Source organism: Pseudanabaena sp. BC1403, assembly GCF_002914585.1.
Classification (GTDB): domain Bacteria; phylum Cyanobacteriota; class Cyanobacteriia; order Pseudanabaenales; family Pseudanabaenaceae; genus Pseudanabaena.
On the sequence record NZ_PDDM01000049.1, the window covers coordinates 1 to 20,847 of the forward strand.

Annotated in this window: 17 protein-coding genes; 5 read left to right on the plus strand and 12 right to left on the minus strand. The window is 40.8% G+C overall.

The genetic code is table 11. The annotated features are described in order from the left end of the window. Positions 1-221 precede the first annotated feature (221 nt). Positions 222-1,121, plus strand: a complete 900-nt coding sequence (locus tag CQ839_RS23920) for a branched-chain amino acid ABC transporter permease (RefSeq protein WP_103670813.1) — start codon at positions 222-224, stop codon at positions 1,119-1,121. Between the two features lie 152 nt (positions 1,122-1,273). Here CQ839_RS23920 and CQ839_RS23925 read toward each other — a convergent pair whose 3' ends face one another. The 5 genes from CQ839_RS23925 to CQ839_RS23945 all read right to left on the minus strand — a co-directional run bounded on the left by CQ839_RS23925 (position 1,274) and on the right by CQ839_RS23945 (position 11,992). Continuing rightward, positions 1,274-2,023: an IS1 family transposase gene (locus CQ839_RS23925; RefSeq protein ID WP_103670814.1), complete on the minus strand. Its 750-nt coding sequence runs from the start codon at positions 2,021-2,023 to the stop codon at positions 1,274-1,276. A gap of 56 nt (positions 2,024-2,079) precedes the next feature. Beyond that, on the minus strand, positions 2,080-2,769 hold the full coding sequence (locus CQ839_RS23930; RefSeq protein WP_103670815.1) for a hypothetical protein: 690 nt from the start codon (positions 2,767-2,769) through the stop codon (positions 2,080-2,082). Positions 2,770-3,390: 621 nt separating this feature from the next. Then, entirely contained in the window at positions 3,391-4,512 is a 1,122-nt protein-coding gene (locus tag CQ839_RS23935) for an adenylate/guanylate cyclase domain-containing protein (protein WP_103670816.1), read from the minus strand. A gap of 693 nt (positions 4,513-5,205) precedes the next feature. Beyond that, the gene (locus CQ839_RS23940; protein ID WP_103670817.1) at positions 5,206-8,586 is read right to left on the minus strand and encodes a response regulator; all 3,381 of its coding nucleotides are present in this window, start codon (positions 8,584-8,586) and stop codon (positions 5,206-5,208) included. Positions 8,587-8,680: 94 nt separating this feature from the next. Further along, positions 8,681-11,992, minus strand: coding sequence for a methyl-accepting chemotaxis protein (locus CQ839_RS23945; protein ID WP_103670818.1), 3,312 nt, complete (start codon positions 11,990-11,992; stop codon positions 8,681-8,683). Between the two features lie 619 nt (positions 11,993-12,611). On the opposite strand from CQ839_RS23945, the gene CQ839_RS23950 reads away from it, so the two are divergent. Together CQ839_RS23950 and sbcD are read left to right on the plus strand one after the other, a co-directional pair. Further along, positions 12,612-13,670, plus strand: a complete 1,059-nt coding sequence (locus CQ839_RS23950; protein ID WP_103670819.1) for a deoxyhypusine synthase — start codon at positions 12,612-12,614, stop codon at positions 13,668-13,670. Positions 13,671-13,735: 65 nt separating this feature from the next. Beyond that, positions 13,736-15,022 (plus strand): exonuclease subunit SbcD, encoded by a 1,287-nt coding sequence (gene sbcD, locus CQ839_RS23955; protein WP_103670820.1) that lies wholly within the window; start codon positions 13,736-13,738, stop codon positions 15,020-15,022. Here sbcD and CQ839_RS23960 read toward each other — a convergent pair. The 5 genes from CQ839_RS23960 to CQ839_RS23980 all read right to left on the minus strand — a co-directional run bounded on the left by CQ839_RS23960 (position 14,984) and on the right by CQ839_RS23980 (position 18,272). After that, on the minus strand, positions 14,984-15,658 hold the full coding sequence (locus CQ839_RS23960) for a TatD family hydrolase (protein ID WP_181016328.1): 675 nt from the start codon (positions 15,656-15,658) through the stop codon (positions 14,984-14,986). The genes sbcD and CQ839_RS23960 overlap by 39 nt on opposite strands. Positions 15,659-15,719: 61 nt before the next feature. Next, positions 15,720-16,436: a Uma2 family endonuclease gene (locus tag CQ839_RS23965; protein WP_103670822.1), complete on the minus strand. Its 717-nt coding sequence runs from the start codon at positions 16,434-16,436 to the stop codon at positions 15,720-15,722. 97 nt (positions 16,437-16,533) lie between these two features. Further along, the gene (gene lpxD, locus CQ839_RS23970) at positions 16,534-17,595 is read right to left on the minus strand and encodes a UDP-3-O-(3-hydroxymyristoyl)glucosamine N-acyltransferase (protein WP_103670823.1); all 1,062 of its coding nucleotides are present in this window, start codon (positions 17,593-17,595) and stop codon (positions 16,534-16,536) included. A gap of 172 nt (positions 17,596-17,767) precedes the next feature. Beyond that, entirely contained in the window at positions 17,768-18,025 is a 258-nt protein-coding gene (locus tag CQ839_RS23975) for a Txe/YoeB family addiction module toxin (RefSeq protein WP_103670824.1), read from the minus strand. Beyond that, positions 18,009-18,272, minus strand: a complete 264-nt coding sequence (locus CQ839_RS23980) for a type II toxin-antitoxin system Phd/YefM family antitoxin (protein WP_103670825.1) — start codon at positions 18,270-18,272, stop codon at positions 18,009-18,011. The genes CQ839_RS23975 and CQ839_RS23980 overlap by 17 nt, the downstream gene beginning before the upstream one ends. Positions 18,273-18,419: 147 nt before the next feature. Between CQ839_RS23980 and CQ839_RS23985 the strand changes: the two genes are divergently transcribed. Together CQ839_RS23985 and CQ839_RS23990 are read left to right on the plus strand one after the other, a co-directional pair. After that, positions 18,420-18,725, plus strand: a complete 306-nt coding sequence (locus CQ839_RS23985; RefSeq protein WP_103670826.1) for a helix-turn-helix domain-containing protein — start codon at positions 18,420-18,422, stop codon at positions 18,723-18,725. Between the two features lie 126 nt (positions 18,726-18,851). Continuing rightward, complete coding sequence (locus tag CQ839_RS23990) at positions 18,852-19,052, plus strand: hypothetical protein (RefSeq protein ID WP_103670827.1); 201 nt, start codon at positions 18,852-18,854, stop codon at positions 19,050-19,052. Here CQ839_RS23990 and CQ839_RS23995 read toward each other — a convergent pair. After that, entirely contained in the window at positions 19,049-19,555 is a 507-nt protein-coding gene (locus CQ839_RS23995) for a DUF2726 domain-containing protein (RefSeq protein ID WP_181016329.1), read from the minus strand. The genes CQ839_RS23990 and CQ839_RS23995 overlap by 4 nt on opposite strands. A 46-nt stretch (positions 19,556-19,601) precedes the next feature. Further along, positions 19,602-20,405 (minus strand): hypothetical protein, encoded by an 804-nt coding sequence (locus CQ839_RS24000; RefSeq protein ID WP_146048804.1) that lies wholly within the window; start codon positions 20,403-20,405, stop codon positions 19,602-19,604. Between the last annotated feature and the right edge of the window lie 442 nt (positions 20,406-20,847).

Below are 20,847 nucleotides of genomic sequence, written 5' to 3' on the forward strand. Positions count from 1 at the left end.
TCTGATATTGCTGTTTCATTTGTTACGGTTTCATCTCCTGATTAATATCTAATTTACCTTCCCCTACCCTTTTTATGCAACAACGCCAAAACCAAGGCAAAGAAAATCAGTAGGAGAGATTCAACAATTACAAATTTAACTCAGGGAAATAAACGCTGGGAAAGTTGCTTAAGCTTATTCCTGTAGAATGAAGAGCAATCAAGCTCTATCAAAATTTCTTAATGCTGGAAGTCCTGCAATCAACCATTGATGGTATCGCTGTCGGTAGCATTATTGCTCTTGCCGCAGTCGGGTTAACGCTTACCTATGGCATCTTACGCCTTGCTAACTTTGCACATGGTGACATTCTCACCTTAGGCGCATACCTTTCATTTCTCGCCAATACCACGCTCAAGCTCAATATTGTGGCATCGATCGCATTTGGCAGTATTATATCCATCGTTTTAGTCTTAATTTGCGAAAAAATCCTCTGGCAACCGTTACGTGCCAAAAAAGCCACCTCAACTACGATGATGATCGTCTCGATTGGATTGGCATTGGTGATTCGTAATGCGATCGTTCTAGTTTGGGGCGCAAAACCACAGAAATATGACTTACCAACTTTCCCTGCGATCAAGATTTTCGTCTTAGCAATCACCCAAAATAAAATGGTGGTGATCGTGGCAGCGATCGCAATCATCGCTGGGCTTTACTACTTATTGCAAAATACCAAGATAGGCAAAGCGATGCGAGCAGTAGCGGACAACCCTGAACTTGCTAAAGTCGCGGGGATAAACGTCAATGCCGTAATCATCTCAACATGGGTAATTGCAGGAGGCATGACTGCTTTTGGAGGCAGTATGTATGGCTTAATTACAAATTTGCGCCCGAATATGGGTTGGTTCTTGATTTTGCCCATGTTTGCGGCGGTGATTTTGGGTGGAATCGGTAATCCCTATGGCGCGATCGCAGGAGCGTTAATTGTCGGGATTTCCCAAGAAGTCGCCACCACATGTCCTGCGGCTCTAGGAGAATTACAGAAATACTGCATTGGCACAGAATATAAACTGGGTGTGGGTTTGGTAATTATGATTTTAGTGTTGCTCTTTAAACCGCAAGGTTTATTTAAAGGAACAATATAAAGAAATGTGTAGGGATAATTCATGAATTACCCCTACACATTTTTTGCTTTATTGAATCAATTCACCGAGGCATTCGATCAATTCCCCGACCACAATTGGTTTACTAAGATATCCACTAGCGCCAAGACTGAGGGCTTTCTGACGAGGTCGTCCTAAAAAGGAAAGGATGAACGAGCAGGCAAAGAAGCATTGTAATGATGAATAAAATTCCAAATGGCTCCGATGTGATTTTCTAACTTCTTAGAAAAGGATAAGGTCTTTCTAACTAGTCGTGATACTCGTTGACGTAACGTACAGTTGAATCTCTCAATATAGTTGGTCTTTCCCGTTTCTTTACCGACTGCCCTATGACGTTTACTGGGCAGGACAACTGGATAAGACGAGTAGAAATCAGTGTAAATAACCGCACATTGGCGATAGACACTAGGCAACGATCCCCATAACTTCTTAGCCGATTCGCCAGAGCGATCACCGATGTAACAACCCACAATTTCACGCGTCTCGGCATCTATGGCAAGCCATATCCACTGTCTATTGCCTTTGTTATCCACAAAAGACCAAAATTCATCCATCTGTATGGTCAAACGGTGTTTTGGTTTTGGTTCTACCTCAACCTGTTGAGTTACGTCCTCATATTTATGATTGACGTAACTCTGCAACCATCGTTCAGAGATCTTGAGGACTCTGGCAATTCCAGCTAGTGGGATTTTTTCTAGTAGTAGTTTCTCAAGAAGGTCATAAGTGTCTTGGGTATGCTCTGAAACTCTCTGCCACTGTGGATTTTCTACAAATTGACGACCACAGTCCCGACATTTATAATTTTGTTTTCCATGTCGTGTACTGCCGTTTTTTACCTCGGATACGGACTGGCAGGATGGACAGGATGGCATTGCTTCTGACATTACTTTACTTTGTATCAACTATCTGGATATTTTCCTAAATCCTTTCCTTTTTAGGACTACCAAGGAAAAACCTCTAAAGTTTCGCTGACAATCAATGGACTTAACCATGCCAACAAAATATGAGGCTCTATCGCTAGTTGGCGACAAATTTCATAGATGCTCAGTTTCTGCTCTAAGATATTTAACCAATCCGTTAAGCTCACATTTTGTAATTTTACGTTTTGAGATGATGCCATCTCCTTTTGAGTTGTTAGAATATTATTAGCATTCTCCCAGAATTTTCCAAAATCCTTAATCTTTCTGCGATCAAGATAGATTCGTGAAAATGGCGAGGAGATTTTGGTATGTATTTTTTGCCAAAAGCGGACATGACCAGCAATCGGCTTAATTAAATCTGACAATGGGGCAGCAATAAGTACAGGTTTTACGCAGGTATTAGATTCAAATTTCACATAGGCTTTAGTATATGAAATTGCATGGATAAGAGCTTCTCTAGATAAACCAAGTAAAATTCGGCGAAAGTCAGTAAGGGAAAGATGATGTTCCAATTGCCACTCGTAAAGACTCTCATATTCCGATTTGTCTGAACTAAATCTTGGCAATGGCAAATCAGGGTTTATTTTTTGCCAAAGCAATCCAAAGCGTTCAGGACTAGAACCTATTGTTTTCGCGAAGTATAGCCTCGATCCCCCAACGTATAGCTTCCAACCAATCGATTCGTCTTGCGGGTTGATATTGACAGACATCCTGTTAGCTCTTTTTGAGCAATAACCTGCAATAACTTATATGGATTGTTGAGACTGCCTTGCATGGAATTGAAGTGTTAAATTTTACTGAATTACCAGCCTAAAAGCCCAGTTTTATTGAATGGAAACTGAATCAGAATTACCCAGCATAAATACTTAGAAAATATGTCTCAAACTATAAATTTTTATAATTTACTACAATTACCATAGATAAAATATGCGCGACATTGTTGTATCCTACGCTACATAACAACCGTAACTACTTATACCAATTCTCAAAATGGAGTAGCCATTTTGAGAATTCAAAACCATCACTGAGCGGAAGTCTGGGGCTAGCACGGGGCACAGCCCCTACAGAACATGAATTATTCAGGTAGAATCCCCTCGTGGTTGCCCTACTAGCCCCTCTCCCGCAGGAGAGGGGAACAAGAAAATAATATGGGTTTTGCTCCTCTTCTCCCGCTGGAGAAGGGGTTGGGGGATGAGGGTTCCACGGAACATCAGTTAATAAAGTACCAAATATAAAACCAGAATCAGTGGGGCGGCGGAGCCGCCCCACTGATTCTGGTTTTATATTTGGATTGGCATCCGATTTTCTCGCAATCCCCTAAGCAAATATTGTTAAGCAAAAGTAATAATAGAATTCAAAGAAGCAGATTCTGTAATTCTCATATGAAAGACTACACTCGCTTCACTTAATCCTTTTAGTTCGACAACACTCTGTTCGTAATTATAATTTTTTGCCTCCGCGATCGCTTTGGCATGATTCAGTAAAGACTGCGTAAATACAATGTCATTTCCTCGACTAAGCCCCTCTACTCGCGCCGCAGTATTGACTGTTGTTCCGAAATAGTCAGCACGATCATTAAGAGTGACACTAATGCAAGGACCAGCATGAATTCCAATTTTAAGAATTAAGGGATTATTGGTTGATTCTAGACGGCGATTGAAATTCTGCATTTCTTCCTGCATAGCGATCGCGGCGGCGATCCCATCACTTGGCGAGGTAAAAGTTGCCATAACTGCATCGCCAATCGTCTTAATTACTGCACCATTATGAAGATCAACAATTTCAAAGAGAAAGTTAAAATGCTGATTTACGAGACTATAGGCTTGAGAATCACCTCTTTGACTATAGAGCGCTGTAGAGCCAGCTAAATCCGTGAACAAAATGGTCACTTGGCGAATCAGTAAGCTTTCGTTTGGCGGTATGGTTTCCCGTGGAAATAGTTCCCGAAACATTTGCAATGTTAAAAGTCGATGTCCCGAAACCACCCCATATTTCGCATCAACACTAACTCGGTACTCTGGATCGTTTGCTTCTTTGGGAAGCGATCGCAATCGTTCGTCAATACTAAATGTAACCCGTACCTGTTCATCAATATCCGACTCATGCTTATGATGGCAGCAGGAACAGATGTGCCATGTTCTTAAATCGCACAACTGACTAGCAGCAAAATCAACCTTATAACAGGCTGGACATTGAATGTCCCAGTTGAGTGTGACAATCCCTTCCTTTAGGGCTGCCACCAAAACTTTTAAGGTTTCATGTTCGCTTAGCTGCAACTGCTCCGCAATTAAGCGCGGATTAGCATGGTAGACCGCTCGGCTATCTGGACTTTGCAAATAAGCAATAAACAGATGTTGTTGGATTTCACCGATCCCGTACTGACCCAAAGATTTTACAGCTTGAGCGATCGCCTCATTTGCATTTTGTTTTGCTGAATTAAAGAGTTTTAGCACGGTTTTTCTACTATCGCTAAGGTAACTACATTTTAAACCTAAGTAATAAGTGCTGTGCGATCGCCATAATACTTAAGGATCGCAAATTAAATAACTGATGTTACGTGGAACCCTCATCCCCCAACCCCTTCTCCCGCAGGAGAAGGGGAGCAAAACCCATATTGTTTTCTTGTTCCCCTCTCCTGCGGGAGAGGGCTAGGGGTGAGGGCTTTACAGACTTCCACGTAACATCAGTTAGTTATAAAATCCAAAAGATTAATGGCGGCGCGAAGCACCGCCATTAATCTTTTAGGTTTTATGTCCTATAGCAATATAAGAGATAGCTAGGACAAATTAAAACCCAAATTAATAAAGGCGGAGCTTTGCTCCGCCTTTATTAATTTGGGTTTTACAGCAGTGTTCGATCAAACCCACCACAAGAAGGGTCGCAGGGCGAAGCCCCGCAATGGGTTTTATATTCTTATTTGTGGCGGGTTTGAAAGCAAATTGCTGTATGTCCTAAGCAAAGCCTACATTGCTATAAGCAAAACTTACATTGCTATAGTCACATTTTCGAGAATTGGTCTTAGATGCAGCCCAAAAGATAAAATACGGTGCTTCTCGTCATCTTTCATCTTTTGAAGCTAAAACAAGTGACAGTTGAAGAAACTTCACCGCATGATATGCGGACATCTCAGTATGCTTAGAGTCGTTTTACAACGAAATAACTTGATGCAATTTTTCAACCAGTTCTTGTTCTCGATATGGTTTATAGAAGTATGCCTTCGCACCCAGAGCTAAAGCTAGCTTCCGATAATTGTCATTATTCTTTGCAGTCAGCACGATAATCGGTAAGTTTTTTAGATCTACGTCAGCACGAATACTCGACAAGAGCTTAAATCCATCCATATGAGGCATTTCTAAATCAGTGATCACTGCATCAACTTTTAGTTTTATCTCTAAACAGTTTTTGAGATACGCGATCGCCTCTTTACCATCCTGAACTTGCTCAGTCAAAAAGCCTGATTTGGTGAGCGTCATAGCTAGATAGCGTCGCACATTGGCTGAAGACTCCACAATTAATACTCTCGGCTGATGCGATTGCCTTACCTGAGATTTTACCTGCTCACTTGTGAATAGTCCTGAGCTTTCAAGATTTTCAGGTTCAGGCGCTCGAACCAATTCATGTTCTGAATTAATATCTGTTGGCGCTGATGATATGGAAAGAGAGGGAGCCGTATCTCCTGCACTAAAGAAGTCAGATAGGCTACTCAGATTATCTAATCTTGCGGGAATCCCCTGAGAGCCCAAAACATTGTCTTTAGGGCGCAGACATTGGCTAACTAATTCGGCAGGATTGAGCAAAGCTAGAGCCTGATTACTTCCCAAAACAACTGTGCCGTGACAAAGTTGTGGAAGCAGAATATTACCTTCAATTTGATGAAATGTGGCTTCCTGATCGTGCCAGCAGCCATCAGTTTGTAAGGCAAATAGATGCTCCTCGTAATGGATCACTAAAATCGAAGGCACGGCATGAGGAGGTTTCTGGTTTTCAGATAAATTTGTTGATTGTGGAGATTGGTTCGATCGCAGAACTGATTGGCTCAAGCTATGCCGACAATTTAGCTTGAGCAAAGAGTTTAGTCGAACTATAGGCAGTATGCGATCGCGCCATAGTAGGGTATCTTGCTCTTCAACATTAAGAACCTGAGAATTACAGGGAATTACTTCCAATACGATCTTACTGGGAATGGCAAGGCACATTTGATTAATATCAATTAGCAATACGCGAATTAAGGAGAGTACATTCGGCAAAACGAGGGTAAATTGGGTGCCTTTTCCCTTTTGTGACTCCACCGAAATATTGCCACCAAACTCTCGCAGTTTCTTTTTTACATCACTTAATTTAGCCCCAGTTTCTGAATTACTATGTACAAGATTAAAGCTTGGCTCAAAAATTAAATTGATTAATTGCTCATCACTCATATCCATTGTTGAAAAACCTGACATGCCTGCGATCTTTGCCGATTGTTCAACCTGATGGCGTATCTTTTCTATATCAATGCCGCAACCATCATCACTAACCTTAATTATCGTACTTTCATCGGTTTGAGTTGCTATAAATTCAATTCTGCCTTGAGGGGTTTTCCTATGTTGCTGGCGATCATGAGGAGATTCAATTCCATGTTTAAAGGCATTCCGAAGTAATAGCTCAAGCGGCTCAGCGATTATTTCAGAAATTAATCTCTCAACTTCTACTCCAGCGCCTTGAACAACCAACTCCACCTGCTTTCCATACTGTGGTGACAGTTCGCGCAAAATACGCGGGAACCTTGTCACGAGAGCGGAAATTGGGTATTTGAGTACTTGCCGCAGATTTTTTCTTAAATGATTAACATCTTGATTCATTACGTAGGTTTGCTGTTCAGTGAGAGCAAGTACATTCACAATCTGCTCAACTGCATTTTGCAATCCCGCGATCGCAGTTTGGTTCTGGCTATTTGAGTTAAGCTCTAATTCCTGTAAATGGCTTTGGGCTTGTCCCGACAAAGTTTTGATTTCACCAACATAAATATCTAAACTTCCCTTACGCACTAATAATTCTTCTGATAAATCCTCCAACATTTCTAAATGATTTAAAGGAACACGAATAGTCGCATCATTTCCCCTTGCCTCAATCTGCATATCTGCTGGACTGTTACTAATCGCACTCATATCTAAATCCATATCAGGCTTTGTTTCCAGAGATAAAGCAGCGAAATTTTCATAAGAGATTTCTGTATCTCCAAAATTCATAAGTGATAAGTCATGCCAAGCAGAACTAACATCCTCAGCATTATTCTGATAAATTGGAGATTCCTCTATAGCCGTGTCAACATCTGAAGCAGGAAAATCTTCTTTGAGCATTTCTGATAATATTGATTCGCTCTCTAGATTTGGCTGACTCTGACTAGCAGATGTATTTGGCTGGAGATAATGCTCAGAATCTAGACTAGATGTACTGTTATCTAAAGACTCAAAAAAACTGTCGGAAGTCATACCCCCAGAAGCGGCATCACTAGGCTCGGCAAAATCGGATAAGTCAAAGGCAGGAACTAGTTCTTCCTCATTCTCTTCTTTGCAAGACTCCATTGCTGTAAATTTAGTCCAAACATCTTCGAGTCCGCCCATATCTTCAATATCTGCTTCGTGATCATTTCGCTTAACTTCTTGAACTTCAATTTCATTATCATTATCTAGTAGCTGCTCCACAGGTGTTGCTGAGAATATTTCTACAAACAACTCTGGCATTTGCAATGGCAATCTTTCTTCTTTGCTAGTTTCATTAGAGTGCTGTATGTCTCCAGTCAACTTATCTAAATCACCTGCAAAAGAATTTGTTGACAAGCTAGGAAATAGAGCAGTCAATTCATCCAAAGAACTTCCAGAGACATCTTCAAACAACTCACTAGAGCCAAAAAAATCATCCTCTTGATCTATTTGTAGCATTAGAAAACTATCTGAATTGTCTATTCTTTCCATTGGCATTATATAGGAGCCTTCCTGATTTAATTGATTGGGCTCCACATCAAAATCTATATCAAACAGATGTAAATCTTCTGGGGTATCTTTTAGATTAAAAGGCTCATTTGGATTGTTATGGGATTCTAAAATCTTTTGAGATGTAACTTCCTCCTTTGTTTGGGATTGCAAATTTTCGTTTATTTGATTAAACAAGTTACGCTGTAATCCTGTCCAGTCCTTAGCCAAATCTATCCCTAAGCAATATTCATTAATTACTTGATTGGAAATATTAACCACTTCAATGAGTAATTCCTTAACAACCCAATCTAGATCATTACGGCGATCTCGCAGCAGATTAATTACCCCTTCAAGATTATGAATTATTGTGGCAAAAGAGGAATTAGGAGCATAAAAATCAGCATTAATTGCAGAAGCTTGAAGCAAATTGATTGTTGAGAATAAGCTATCAATTTGTTTGTGAAAATTTGGCAGACTTGCATCTAACTCTAAAATTCTATTCTTCAACTCATTCATAAAAGCTTGAGCTTCGCTAGAAAAGATCTTCTTGGTTTGTGGCACTATTTCAATCATAGGAAAACCCTTCACTTGTATATCTCTGGTAAACTTTATATCTTCAAATCAGCAATACTTCTCTTGCTAGGCATTGTCGATGCCCAACCAAATTTTAGCGAGTTTTGAAATGAGTCAAGGATTTTTGGAGTTCTCCAGAATAGCCTCTTGTTGCTTGAATTAACTTTGCAGCTTCTGAAGAAGATGCAAGCGTCCTTTTAGCTATATGCGAAATATCATTCATCAAGTTGGCAACCCCCTCAGATGTCTGAGCTTGTGAAGTTGTCGCCTCTGATATTGTGACCATTAATCCATCAATTTGTTGTGAGATTTGGGCAATTTGTTGCAAGCTATCCTTAGCCGCGATCGCCAAAGCATTACTTTCTGAGAGTTGATTACTACCAGACTCAACTGCCGCCATTACTGCATTAGTCTCACTCTGAATATTTCTGAGTAGGGTTTCCACTTCTTTCGTCGCAGTAACTGAACGAGCAGCTAGTTCTCCCACCTCTTCTGCAATCACCACAAACCCACCATTAACTCCATTTGTCCGAGATGCTTCAAGCGTGGCATTGATCGCCAGAAAGTTAGTTTTAATCGCAATTTCATTAATTGAAGAAATTGCCTTAGCAATTTTTTGGGAGACAACACCTAAATGTTTGACCCTCTTAGCAGTTGTCGTAACTGTATTTTGCAATTCTCCAACTTTGGACATCACTGCATCAATAGAGCGATCGCTATCCGATAGTTTTTCCACTACTAGTTGCGATGATTGCAATACTTGCTGACTATTATTAACAATTCGCGTTGCTGAAAGCTTGGACATCTGCATGGTGTTTAGTGAGCGTGTCACTGTGTCTACCTGCCTTTGCGAAACACTAGTAAGATTAGAGAGCGCTTGTTCGTTTTGTCCGAGAGAGAAATTAACTTGGTTTGCCGAAGATTTAACTTGACCGACAATATTTTGCAATCCCCGAATGACATCATCAAAAAATATGGCGACATTGGGTAAGCTCCCATCAACCGATTGAGTAGAAACCGTAAGATCCCCATCAGACAATGCTTGTACATCCTTAAGCATTTGTATCAAATGATCTTGAAGTTCTTCCTTCTGTTCGCGATAGCTCTCAACTTCAGCATGACGCTGTACTATTTCCGCTCGCACTTTTTTGCCCAGACGTAGTACATTATCATCAGACAAATCCGCATCTTGAACTTCACGTTTTTCTTCTCTAGCAAGTTTTGCTAAGATCTTAAATAGCTTCACTACCTGCAACTGCAAGTTCTGTTTTTCCTGCTCTTGCTTTTGCATCATCGTCTGGAATTGTTCAGACATTTTATTAATACTTAAGGAAATATCTGATAGTTCATCATTTCCATCCACACTCAATGCGCCAAGACTGATATCAGCATTTCCTTGTCTAATATCTCTTAAGGCAGCACGAATATCTTTCAGTCTTGAGCTAAGTTTGCGAGATAATGCATAAGCGACTGTCGCTACTAGCAATGGGGTAGCAGCTATACCAATCCCAATCACCATCAGGAGGCTTTGATTGCCAGCTATCACTTTAGTCTTGTCTATTGTCGTTAATACATCCCATGTCAACATGTCATAAGTCTGCATATTAGGCACGGGGGCATAGGCAAGCAACTGCCCATTGCGATCGCTCTTGACCATATCGCCTGAGCCTGATGATTGTAAAGTTCGCAAATCAGGAAGCACTGCAAAATTTGTTAATGCATCTTCACCAACTGTGACAGGCTGTGAACTAGCAATATATTTGTTAGAGCTATCAATAACATAAAAACTTCTATTTTCATTAGCACCTTTACTGTTATTGTTTAAATCGTTTACCAATGATTTAACAGGAATTTCAACCTGCAAAATCATGTTGATCTTTTGCGAAACAGAACTCTTAATTGACCTAGCTGCGTAGAGATACACCCCATCTTTCTCAACTACTGGATTACTAAACAAGACGTTATCCACAGAACCGACTTTAGTGAGGATATTAGGGTTAAGAGTTTGTAAGGTTTTCGATTTGCTTGACTGAGCAATTAGCTCGCCATTAGTGCTAAACAACGCAATGCTATTGTAATTAGGATAAGCTTGACCATAAAGATTTAACCGATTAGTCAACTGTTGCTTATATTGACGTTGCTGGGCAATAGGCAATGAACTGAGAGGATTAGCTGCTTTGTCTGTTGATGGAAGCGGTGGGAGCTTTTGCAGGGTGTTTTGCCCCAGTTCAGTTGAGACAAGCAATTTTTGCAGCACTTCCACATCATTAATCTGCTGTGTTAAAAAATTTCTGGTCACGTTTGCTAAAGCGATCGCATCCAATTGCTGTGCTTGTTTAGCCTTATTTAACAGTAATCCATCACCTACTTGGTATGCTGCAACACCCAAAGCGATCGCAGGAATAGTCGCCACCAAGGTACCCCATAAAGTAATCTTATGACTAACACTAGAGAATTTAAACATATCCTCCAATGCGATCGTCGAAGCATCATTTCTCATGGGAGCTTTACTCAGAGAAGTACTACGATCTTCGCTAAGCTCCTGACTTTGAGAATCTAGCCCCCAACCCAAAGATAAAGATTCTACGGGTGGAAATTCGATTTTTTGTTTATTATTTTGATTCGATTCTTGGATATTGGCAATTGTATTACTCAAAAATGATGTGGGAGCCCTATCTGTTATATCCCCAAGGTCTCCAATCATTATATTCCCCATATCTCCCACTAGCAGAGTCTCATCATCTGCATATGATTGTTCTTGCAGAATGGTTATTTGTTCATGCTCCTGCTCTTCTTGCTGACTCTTAAATTGCGCTGCTATCGCTGGTGGAGGTGGTACTATTCCATTACCGTTAACCCGAGCATTTACAGCAACTTTTGGATTAAAAGTTACATTAATAGAAGAAGGATTAGATAATATGGCAATATCGCCCGTTGTCGAGTCGTCATGGTCAAGAATGTAGGAAATGCTGCTATTGCTGCTAGATTGACCATTTATCTTTGAGACAACATTTGGCTGCAAGTTTCTATAGTTAGCTTCTTGAGCTTTATCTACATCGCTGGCTTCTTTAAAGTTTTGACTATCGAGTATTTCTACATCTTTTTTCTGAAGAACTTTTTGAGAATTATTTGTCTGGGAAATATTAGCTAATTTATTTTGGATTTGAGCAAGCGAAGTACTAGCAAGATCAAGCAAATCTGGATCGTCTGTAAGAGTCAATACTTGCTGATATTGCACCTTAGCGTACTCAATTTTACCTGCCTTACGAAAGGTTGCGCCTAACCAAATATGCAGCTTAGGGTTACGAGGGTCTTCATGCAACAGTTCTGAAAACTGCTGCATCGCCTCTTTATACCGACCCTCTGCATAGGACTGTAGAGCCGTCTGATACTGCACTGTCATCATGATCGTCCCTGAATGAAAATACGTCTTTGTTTCAAGAAAAAAGCTTAAGTCTCTACAAGCCTCTCTAATACATAATTAAACGAATTTACATGTAAATCCTCTAGCGCCATTTTGCTTGTATTTCCAAAAAAAAGTGCTATGATAACGAAGGATTTGTTGCACTCAGCTAAATAGAAATTGAAAAAACTGGTTTTATTGCTTGGATGTGATTGGCTCCTCAACCTAAAGTTGGATGAAAGACGCGAGTCTGACCCCACTCTTTCTTGGGATGATGCCTGTGAAGGACCTAGTATGTTCCGATCGACCTTCTAACTATAAGGGTTGTAACCACCGTTAACAACCTCGGTCGATCGCTTCTCATCGTGGAGAAGACTAAATATTTTCCAAAACTTAATAAGCTGTAGAAAAGACGCTTGGGGCGAAATTTTTTCTGCTTGCAGATTTTAAAATTGTTAATATCTATCTTTTGACTGATTAGATAGTAACAATGTTATTTGTGCGGCGCAAAGAAAAAGTTATTGTTCTTGGATGTTTGGTTTCGCTTGTTTTGTTATGGAATTATGCTCAAAATTTTTTCGCATACATCTACAACACATAACATCTAGGACAAAACAAAATCATGAAACGCGAACTACTTAAACAGACTGTAGAACACATTGACATCAAGGCTTTTGATGTGGTCGGATTGGTTGATGCAATGGCTAACACAGCTTTTCAAGGTAGAAACCTTGGCCGTGCTGCTCATATCTATGACGATATGATCAAAGACAAAGATTGCGCAATCATCTTGTGTTTGGCAGGTTCTTTATTTAGTGCGGGTCTTAAAGGAATTGTCTACGACTTAATCGCCAACAACATGGTAGACATGATTGTCTCTACAGGCGCAAACATCGTTGATCAAGACTTCTTTGAAGCCCTCGGATTTCGTCACTATGTCGGTGATACATTTGCTGATGACACAGTGCTCCGCGAAAATGCGATCGATCGCATCTATGACACCTACATTGACGAAGATGAATTGCGTGTTTGCGACATGACAATCGCTGAAATCGCTAACTCACTTCCTCCTCGTCCCTATTCTTCCCGTGAGTTCATTTATGAAATGGGCGCATATCTTGACAAGAATGCTAAAAATCGCCACTCCGTTGTGTTGGCAGCTTACGAGCATCAAGTTCCCATCTTCGTTCCTGCTTTCAGCGACTGTTCCGCAGGTTTTGGCTTAGTTCATCATCAGTGGTTCTCTCCTGAAGAGCATGTCAGCATCGACTCTGTACGCGACTTCCGCGAGTTGACTCAGTGCAAGTTGGCAAGTCCTCACACTGGTCTATTTATGATCGGTGGTGGTGTTCCTAAGAACTTTGCTCAAGATACAGTAGTTGCTGCTGAGTTGCTTGGATTTGAGGCGGCAATGCATAAGTATGCAGTTCAAATCACTGTTGCTGATGAACGTGATGGCGCTCTATCTGGTTCGACCTTGAAGGAAGCACATTCTTGGGGCAAGGTTGATATTGTCCAAGAGCAAATGGTTTACTCCGAAGCAACCGTGGCATTGCCTCTAATCGCTGGTTATGTCTATGGCAAAAAGAACTGGTGCGATCGCGCTCCTCGTCAATTGGCTCAAGTATTCAACAAGCCATCTATTGCTTTCAATAGTATTCCTGCACCTGTAGGCGTGTAGTAACATAAAGCAAAAGGGGGGACGCTAAGCGTCCCCCCTTTTGCTTTTTAAGCAAGAGGAATATAATGACTATTAAAGTTTTACACCTCTCCGATATTCATCTTGGCAGTACCACTCATGGCAAGGTTAATCCTCAAACAGGATTGAATACTCGTCTAGAAGACTTTGTAGCAGCATTGACGATCTGTATAGATCGCGCAATTAACGAGCCAGCCGATATCGTTCTATTTGGTGGTGATGCTTTTCCAGATGCTACGCCGCCGCCACTAGTGCAACAGGCTTTTGCCAAGCAATTTCGTCGCCTTGCGGATGCTGGGATTCCTACGGTGTTATTAGTGGGCAATCATGACCAACATTCACAGGGAGTTGGCGGAGCGAGTCTAGCAATTTATCGCAGTTTAGCCGTGCCAAACTTCACAGTGGGAGACACGATCGCAACACATCGAATTTCAACAGACGCAGGGGATATTCAGATTATTACTTTGCCTTGGATTACGCGATCGACTTTGTTGACTAAATCTGAGACAGAAGGCTTCTCCATGACTGAAGTAAGCCAGTTTTTGATCGATCGCTTGCAGGTAGTGATCGAAGGTGAAATCCGCCAACTCGATCCACAATTACCGACGATTATGCTCGCTCATGTGATGGTGGATACTGCTACCTATGGAGCAGAGAGATTTTTAGCGGCTGGCAAAGGTTTCACGATTCCACTTTCGATGCTAACTCGTGAAGCCTTTGATTATGTGGCGCTCGGTCATGTGCATCGTCATCAGATTCTAGCCACGCAACCGCTTGTAGTCTACCCAGGTAGTATTGAGAGAGTAGACTTTGGAGAAGAGAATGAAGCGAAAGGATATTGCTGGTTGGAAGTTGAGAAGGGGAATGTGAAGTTTGATTTTTGCCCAATTCCTACCCGTGCTTTTCGGACGATGGAAGTGGATGTGACCCAATCGGATGATCCACAGGCGAAGTTACTTAAAGCGATCGCCAAAGGGAAAATCGATCAAGCGATCGCTAGACTAATCTATAAGGTCAGAGCTGAGCAGTTAGCATTAATCGACGATCGCCTATTACATGAAGCAATGGCGATCGCTCATAACTATGCATTGATCCCTGAAGTTGTCAGTCAAAATCCGCGTAGTAGGATGCCAGAACTCAGCACTGCCGAGGCGCTCGATCCAATGACTGCTCTCAAGACCTATCTCAGTACTCGCGATGATTTAAAAGGGCTTGAGCCAGAAATGTTGACTGCGGCACAGGAATTACTCAGCGAAATTGGGTTGGATATGGATGCAGTTGATCTTGCCAATGATTCAGCTCAGCCCAGTCAATTGGTAATAAGTTTCAATTAGTTGAGTTTGCAGTGCTTCTCTAGAAACGTGACGCAATGCGGCAGCACGATCATAAATTTGATTGATACTAATATCAGTACGATCATCTGTTTCTAAGAGAAATTTACCATTTGGTATTGTAGCGATCGCTTGCAGAATAGGAGAGCGATCGCTTAAAATTGCGGCTCCAAAGGAGAAATAGAAATCATGCTTGAGCAGTTGTTGAAAGACTTCTTCTTTCTTATTGAAGCCATGAATAATCCAAGGAACCGTAGATTTAGTATCTTTCTTAAGAGCAATTAATTCTGAAAAAGCTCTGACACAATGAATTACAAGCGGTTTCTGTAATGATTCCGCAAGTTTTATATGTTTTTGAAAAATAGAAATTTGTGTTTCTAAAGGCAAATCAATATTCCGATCTAATCCACATTCACCGATCGCTACAACCTGCGATAATTTCGCTAAATCCACAAGATTTGACCATGCAGATTCCCATGTTTCTAATTGGATAAACCAAGGATGCAAACCAAGACTACAGATGTTCGGCAGTTCTTCTGCTTGCAATTCTGGCGTAACATGGAGAGTTTGCAAATTGATTAGATCTGGGGATTTGCGATCGCTATGTGTATGGAAGTCAATAAATAAGTACTTATACAAAATAAATTACCCAAACCTGTAAAGTTGCGCCCCGCAGGGGCGCAACTTTACAGGTTTATAATTAAAACTCATCATCTGGATCGATACCCAAAGCACGTAAACGCTCTGCAAGGCGATCAGCACGTTTACGTTCCTGTTCAGCGCGTTGCTGCTCCTGCCAAACGTGAATCTTAGATTGCTGCAATAGTTGATCTAACTCTACAGGGGATAGAAATTTTTGCCCGTCGGGACGAAATAATACTAATTCTTGTCCTGCTACCCAATCAAAACGGATTCCTAACAGTGGACTCACCCAGTTGCTCATTAAGAGAATTGGAGTTAGGTGATCGCCTTGTCTCTGCCAGCCTGCTAGGGTTAAATCATCAGGATCGTAAATATAATATTCCTGAATGCCATAGGTTTCATAAAATGTAAACTTCTCATCTAGAGCATCAATACCGCGACTATCTTTATTGCTTGGTGACAAAATCTCAAAAGCAACCTGTGGAGAGATATTATCCTCTAGCCATTGCTTGTAAGAGCCTCGCCTACCTTTAGGTCTGCCAAATGCAACCATCACATCTGGAGCCATACGTCTTAGGGTATAGCGCACAGGATACCAAGCCAAGTCTCCTCCCACAAATACATGGGGATCGTTAGCATACATAATTTCTAGATTTTCTTTGATGATAACAATCCAGCGAAACTGCTCGGTATTGTCAGACATAGGATTACCGTCACTATCTGGATAGTCGATCTCTGGGGCGATCGCTTCATGAGTTAATGGTTGCAGAGTCATGGATTTGCCCTCGCATAGACCTGTGCGTGATTAATATATTCTATAGGCAAACCTAAAAGAGAGTTGCGGCGCAACTCTCTTTTAGGTTTGCCTACTGCTATTCAGCAGTCTTTGCTTCTAGTTCCGCAATTCTCTTTTCTAGTTTGCGAACTGTGTGTAATAAATCTGGAAGTTGACGCTCCGAAATAACGATGCGCTTCCAGTCTTTTTCAGGAACGACTGGATATCCCATCATCGTGACACCTGCGGGAACATCGCTAGGAATACCCGACTTTGCACCAATGATTGCGCCATCACCGATGTGGATGTGATTAGCAGCACCAACCTGACCTGCCATGACTACATGATGTCCGAGGGTGACACCGCCTGCTAAGCCCACCTGTGAAGCGAGAACCGAGTGTGCTCCAACTTCGACTCCATGACCGATTTGGACAAAGTTATCCAGTTTTGCGCCCTTATGAATAATCGTCACGCCAACAGCAGGACGGTCAACGGCGCAGGAGCAGCCTAGTTCGACATTATCTTCAATGATCACATGTCCGATTTGAGGGACTTTGTACCATGTGCCATTGGGGGAAATCTCGAAGCCAAAGCCGTCGCCGCCTAAAACTGTGCTGGGATGGAACAGACAATTTGCGCCGATTTGAGTGCGATCGCTAATTACACAATTGGCATGAATGGTCGTATTTGCGCCAATCTCGACATCGTTGTAAATGGTGACATGGGGATAAATCGTGACATTATCGCCAATTTTGACGCGATCGCTAATGACGACATAGGGTGCGATCGCAACGTTATTTCCCAATTGCACATCTTCACCCAAAATTGCGGTGGGATGAATACCGACAGGCGGAGTGGGCGGTTGATAAAACTTTTCGAGAACCTTGGCAAATAGGATGCGGGGATGGGCGGTACGAATACAAGGCAGGGTTGACGGAGTTTTGAGATCGAGGATGACAGCGCTAGCTTGGGTATCCTTGAGATGGGCGACAAATTTCGATGAAGACACAAAGGTTATCTCTCCAGATTGCGCCTTATCGATCGCGGCGACACCCGTAATTATGGGATCAGTACCATCGGATTCAAATCGACAATCGGGCAGTGAGGCGACAAACTCGGCTGCGAGTTCGGAGAGTTTGAAAGAAATTGTTTGTGTCATGGATCTGATGTCATATCAAGAATACGCGATTACCATAATACTTAATTGTGCCAAAACACGCGGCTTAGCAATGAACCAAACTTGATAGCGATCGCCTCAAATATCCAACTTCACCCCACAAGAGATCGCCTCCAACAAACAACATCAAACAGCGATCTCCACTAATCTCTGACTATTCATAATGTGACAATACAGAAACAACTCTAATGTTTTTAGCTTCATCATTGACTGAATAAACCAGACGATGTTTGATATTGATTCTTCTTGAAAAATATCCTTTTAAGTTGCCTGAAAGTTTTTCATAGGGAGGTTCATAAGGATTTTGTTTGAGAATTTCTAGTAAAGACTTGAGGCTAGAGTCCAAATTAGCAGACTTTAACTTTTTTGCATCCTTAACCACATTCCGACTAAATTCAATCTTCCAATCCATTCAAAGCTCCTAGGAATTCATCTTCAGAAACCCAATCATCCGCCTGTTCTACGGCTCTTATTGACTCAACTAGATTAGGGATAGATTGTAAATAGAGGGTTTCTTGTATGCTTTCCCAATCAGATTTAGATAGCAATACTGCGTCACCTTGCCGACTTGTAATAAATCTTGGTAAATGATCTTTGTTAACCTGCTCAACCAAGCTGAACAAGTTGGCTCTCGCTTCACTTGCATTAAGAATTTTCATTAATAAATCCAAACTCGTACAATTTATCGTACCACTTTTTTTTGTTAAAGCGATCGCCTAAAACATCCATACTTTTAAGAACAAGTGATCGCAAATATGCCAAATAAGGTATATTAAATATAACTCAACAAATCAAATGGCAAACAAATGAGCCAGAATCAAATTTCTGAAGTTATTCAAGGTAGTGCGAATGTGTTTGAGGATTTGGGATTTGCACCTGAAGAAGCTCTCAATCTCAAAATTCGTGCTGACTTGATGTTGAATATTAAGCGGTTTATTCAGTCTCAAGGATGGACTCAAAAGCAAGCTGCTTTGTTTTTTGGTGAAACTCAACCTCGGATTAGCGATTTGATTAATGGTGATATTGAGAGGTTCAGTATTGATAAGTTGGTGATGATGTTGGTGCGTGCGGGTATGGATGTGAGATTTGAGGTAAATATGAAAGCGGCTTAGTATTTTTGTATTCAAGCAAATCAAGCTGATTACTCTAAACTCTGCCAACAAAAATATTGTAAGAAAATCTAAATCAAGGCGATAATAAATATAATGTAATTCTTTAATATTGAAGTATCTAAACCTATGACTGAATTACTTGAACGTGTGATTGAGCAATTAAAAATACTTCCTGCTGATGAGCAAGATGCGATCGCTACTCGTTTTCTTGCAGAAATAGAGGACGAAAAATCTTGGAAGACTCGTTTTTCTAGGACAACGGATGATCAATGGGATAATTTGGCTGCTATGGCACGTCAGGAAATCACTTCTAGCGATATAAATTAAGAAATTTTTTCGTGATTTTCTTCCATCACAGATAGCAAGAAATCACGCAATTTATCACGTCCTAAACCTCGATAAACATTCACTTCACAGCAAATATTTTGGGGTTGCTCGGCTTTGGCAAAGCGGACAATTCCTTTAGATGGTTCGTCAGCATAGATTAATGGAAGTTCTGCTTTTCTGAGAATTGCCGCTTTTTTGCGATCTGCTTCTTGGCGATCGGGTAAGTCATGATAAGGGCTTTGGCGTTCTATCGCGATTACTGGTAAAGAAAACATAGCTTCGTGGCGACAAATCAAAATATCGAGAGAACTACAACTCTTGATAAACCTCTGTAATTCATAATGTAGGCTTGCTTCAAGTCCATTTTTCTGAACTATCCGCGCAAGGGAAACTTCAGGAAATAAACGGTATTGAGTTTTATCTTGCAAAACTCCTTCAATTAATTCCATCAAACAAATTTGCCCCTGATGAAGAAAAGATTTTCCTTCTTGAACTTGGCTCATGTACATATTAGATCCTCTATACATTGGTTATAGTTAGTTTTGCCACCTAAAAATCATCATCATAAGTTTCTGGCTCAGTCTCGACAAGTTTAAATTCTTTAAACGAATTTTCAGGCTTCTCCCCATTTGAACGAAAGAAAGTTTCAATATTAACTTTTAGCTCAGATAGAAAGCTTGTAAGGTGTGAACGATCAGACAGTGCTATTCTAGAAGTTGACGGAAAGCGTTGATCTGAAGTCAATTCATAGCAAATATTTTGTTCGTGCATATCCTTAAATACTGGAGTATATGTACAAGCTCGTAACTCAAATGAAAAAGAATTTTCAGTTGAATATAAGTTTTCTTCAAAAATGGATATACACGGATCTTGATCTTGCATTACTTCAGTCAGCCTAGCAATAAAATCACTCTTCTCTGAGACTGGGATATATAGTTCTTTAGTTATTCTCCCGCTTGCATATTCACTAAATTCATACCAATAAATTTTGGCTTGATGACCACTCCATATTTTTTCATGAATAGATAAAGCAAGTTCTGATTGCTGCTGTACAACGTACATAGCAACTTTTGGACGCTTAGAATCAGTCTTAGGAATAATTGTTGCGTACTGTTTACGATATCGAACTTCGTATAAATCCTTTAAACCAAGTTCATCTAATATTGCAATTACCGTCTCAATAGTCGGTATGCCAGAAGAATTAACTCCTGTGGTTACTGCTGAAGATGACTCTTCCTGATGGAGCAAATCACTGATACCCAATAAAGACTGAAGTTGCTTAATATCCCAAGCGATCTTCTGAGTACCATCATCGAGCGTCAGTAGCTCAACATTTAGGGGTTGCCTATTCACGATCCTCATATACCCAAACACACTAATTTGACTGCTTGGATTTATCCTAACACACTAATTTGGCTTTTTGGGTAACTTTCTTGGAAAGTTTTTTAGTTAGCAAAAAATGCACCATCCCCCTTGAGATCTAAGGTGCATAAGCCCACAAAAACCATTTTAGAAGCCTTAGCATACGATAAACATTTTGAGCAAGCTGGAGTTATAGCTTTACTTAGTTAGTGAGATCGCGCTTCCCATAGCAGATTTATTACTTACGATGCCACAGACTTAAAATTATTAATAGCGATCGCTATTAAAATCAAAATCAAGATAAAATCGAGAAATTAATGGGAGAAACAAACAGCTATGGCTAAAACCCACATTCCGCTCTCAAAATAAGTAAAAAAACAATTAGGAATCAGGGAGAGGGAGAAGATAATAGCGACGACAAGCGGAGGGAAAG

Coding starts and splice junctions, on each gene's coding strand:
- CQ839_RS23920 (WP_103670813.1), top strand. CDS start 222: ATGCTGGAAGTCCTGCAATCAACCATTGATGGTATCGCTGTCGGTAGC.
- CQ839_RS23925 (WP_103670814.1), bottom strand. CDS start 2,023: ATGTCAGAAGCAATGCCATCCTGTCCATCCTGCCAGTCCGTATCCGAG.
- CQ839_RS23930 (WP_103670815.1), bottom strand. CDS start 2,769: ATGTCTGTCAATATCAACCCGCAAGACGAATCGATTGGTTGGAAGCTA.
- CQ839_RS23940 (WP_103670817.1), bottom strand. CDS start 8,586: ATGATTGAAATAGTGCCACAAACCAAGAAGATCTTTTCTAGCGAAGCT.
- CQ839_RS23945 (WP_103670818.1), bottom strand. CDS start 11,992: ATGATGACAGTGCAGTATCAGACGGCTCTACAGTCCTATGCAGAGGGT.
- CQ839_RS23950 (WP_103670819.1), top strand. CDS start 12,612: ATGAAACGCGAACTACTTAAACAGACTGTAGAACACATTGACATCAAG.
- sbcD (WP_103670820.1), top strand. CDS start 13,736: ATGACTATTAAAGTTTTACACCTCTCCGATATTCATCTTGGCAGTACC.
- CQ839_RS23965 (WP_103670822.1), bottom strand. CDS start 16,436: ATGACTCTGCAACCATTAACTCATGAAGCGATCGCCCCAGAGATCGAC.
- lpxD (WP_103670823.1), bottom strand. CDS start 17,595: ATGACACAAACAATTTCTTTCAAACTCTCCGAACTCGCAGCCGAGTTT.
- CQ839_RS23975 (WP_103670824.1), bottom strand. CDS start 18,025: ATGGATTGGAAGATTGAATTTAGTCGGAATGTGGTTAAGGATGCAAAA.
- CQ839_RS23980 (WP_103670825.1), bottom strand. CDS start 18,272: ATGAAAATTCTTAATGCAAGTGAAGCGAGAGCCAACTTGTTCAGCTTG.
- CQ839_RS23985 (WP_103670826.1), top strand. CDS start 18,420: ATGAGCCAGAATCAAATTTCTGAAGTTATTCAAGGTAGTGCGAATGTG.
- CQ839_RS23990 (WP_103670827.1), top strand. CDS start 18,852: ATGACTGAATTACTTGAACGTGTGATTGAGCAATTAAAAATACTTCCT.
- CQ839_RS23995 (WP_181016329.1), bottom strand. CDS start 19,555: ATGAGCCAAGTTCAAGAAGGAAAATCTTTTCTTCATCAGGGGCAAATT.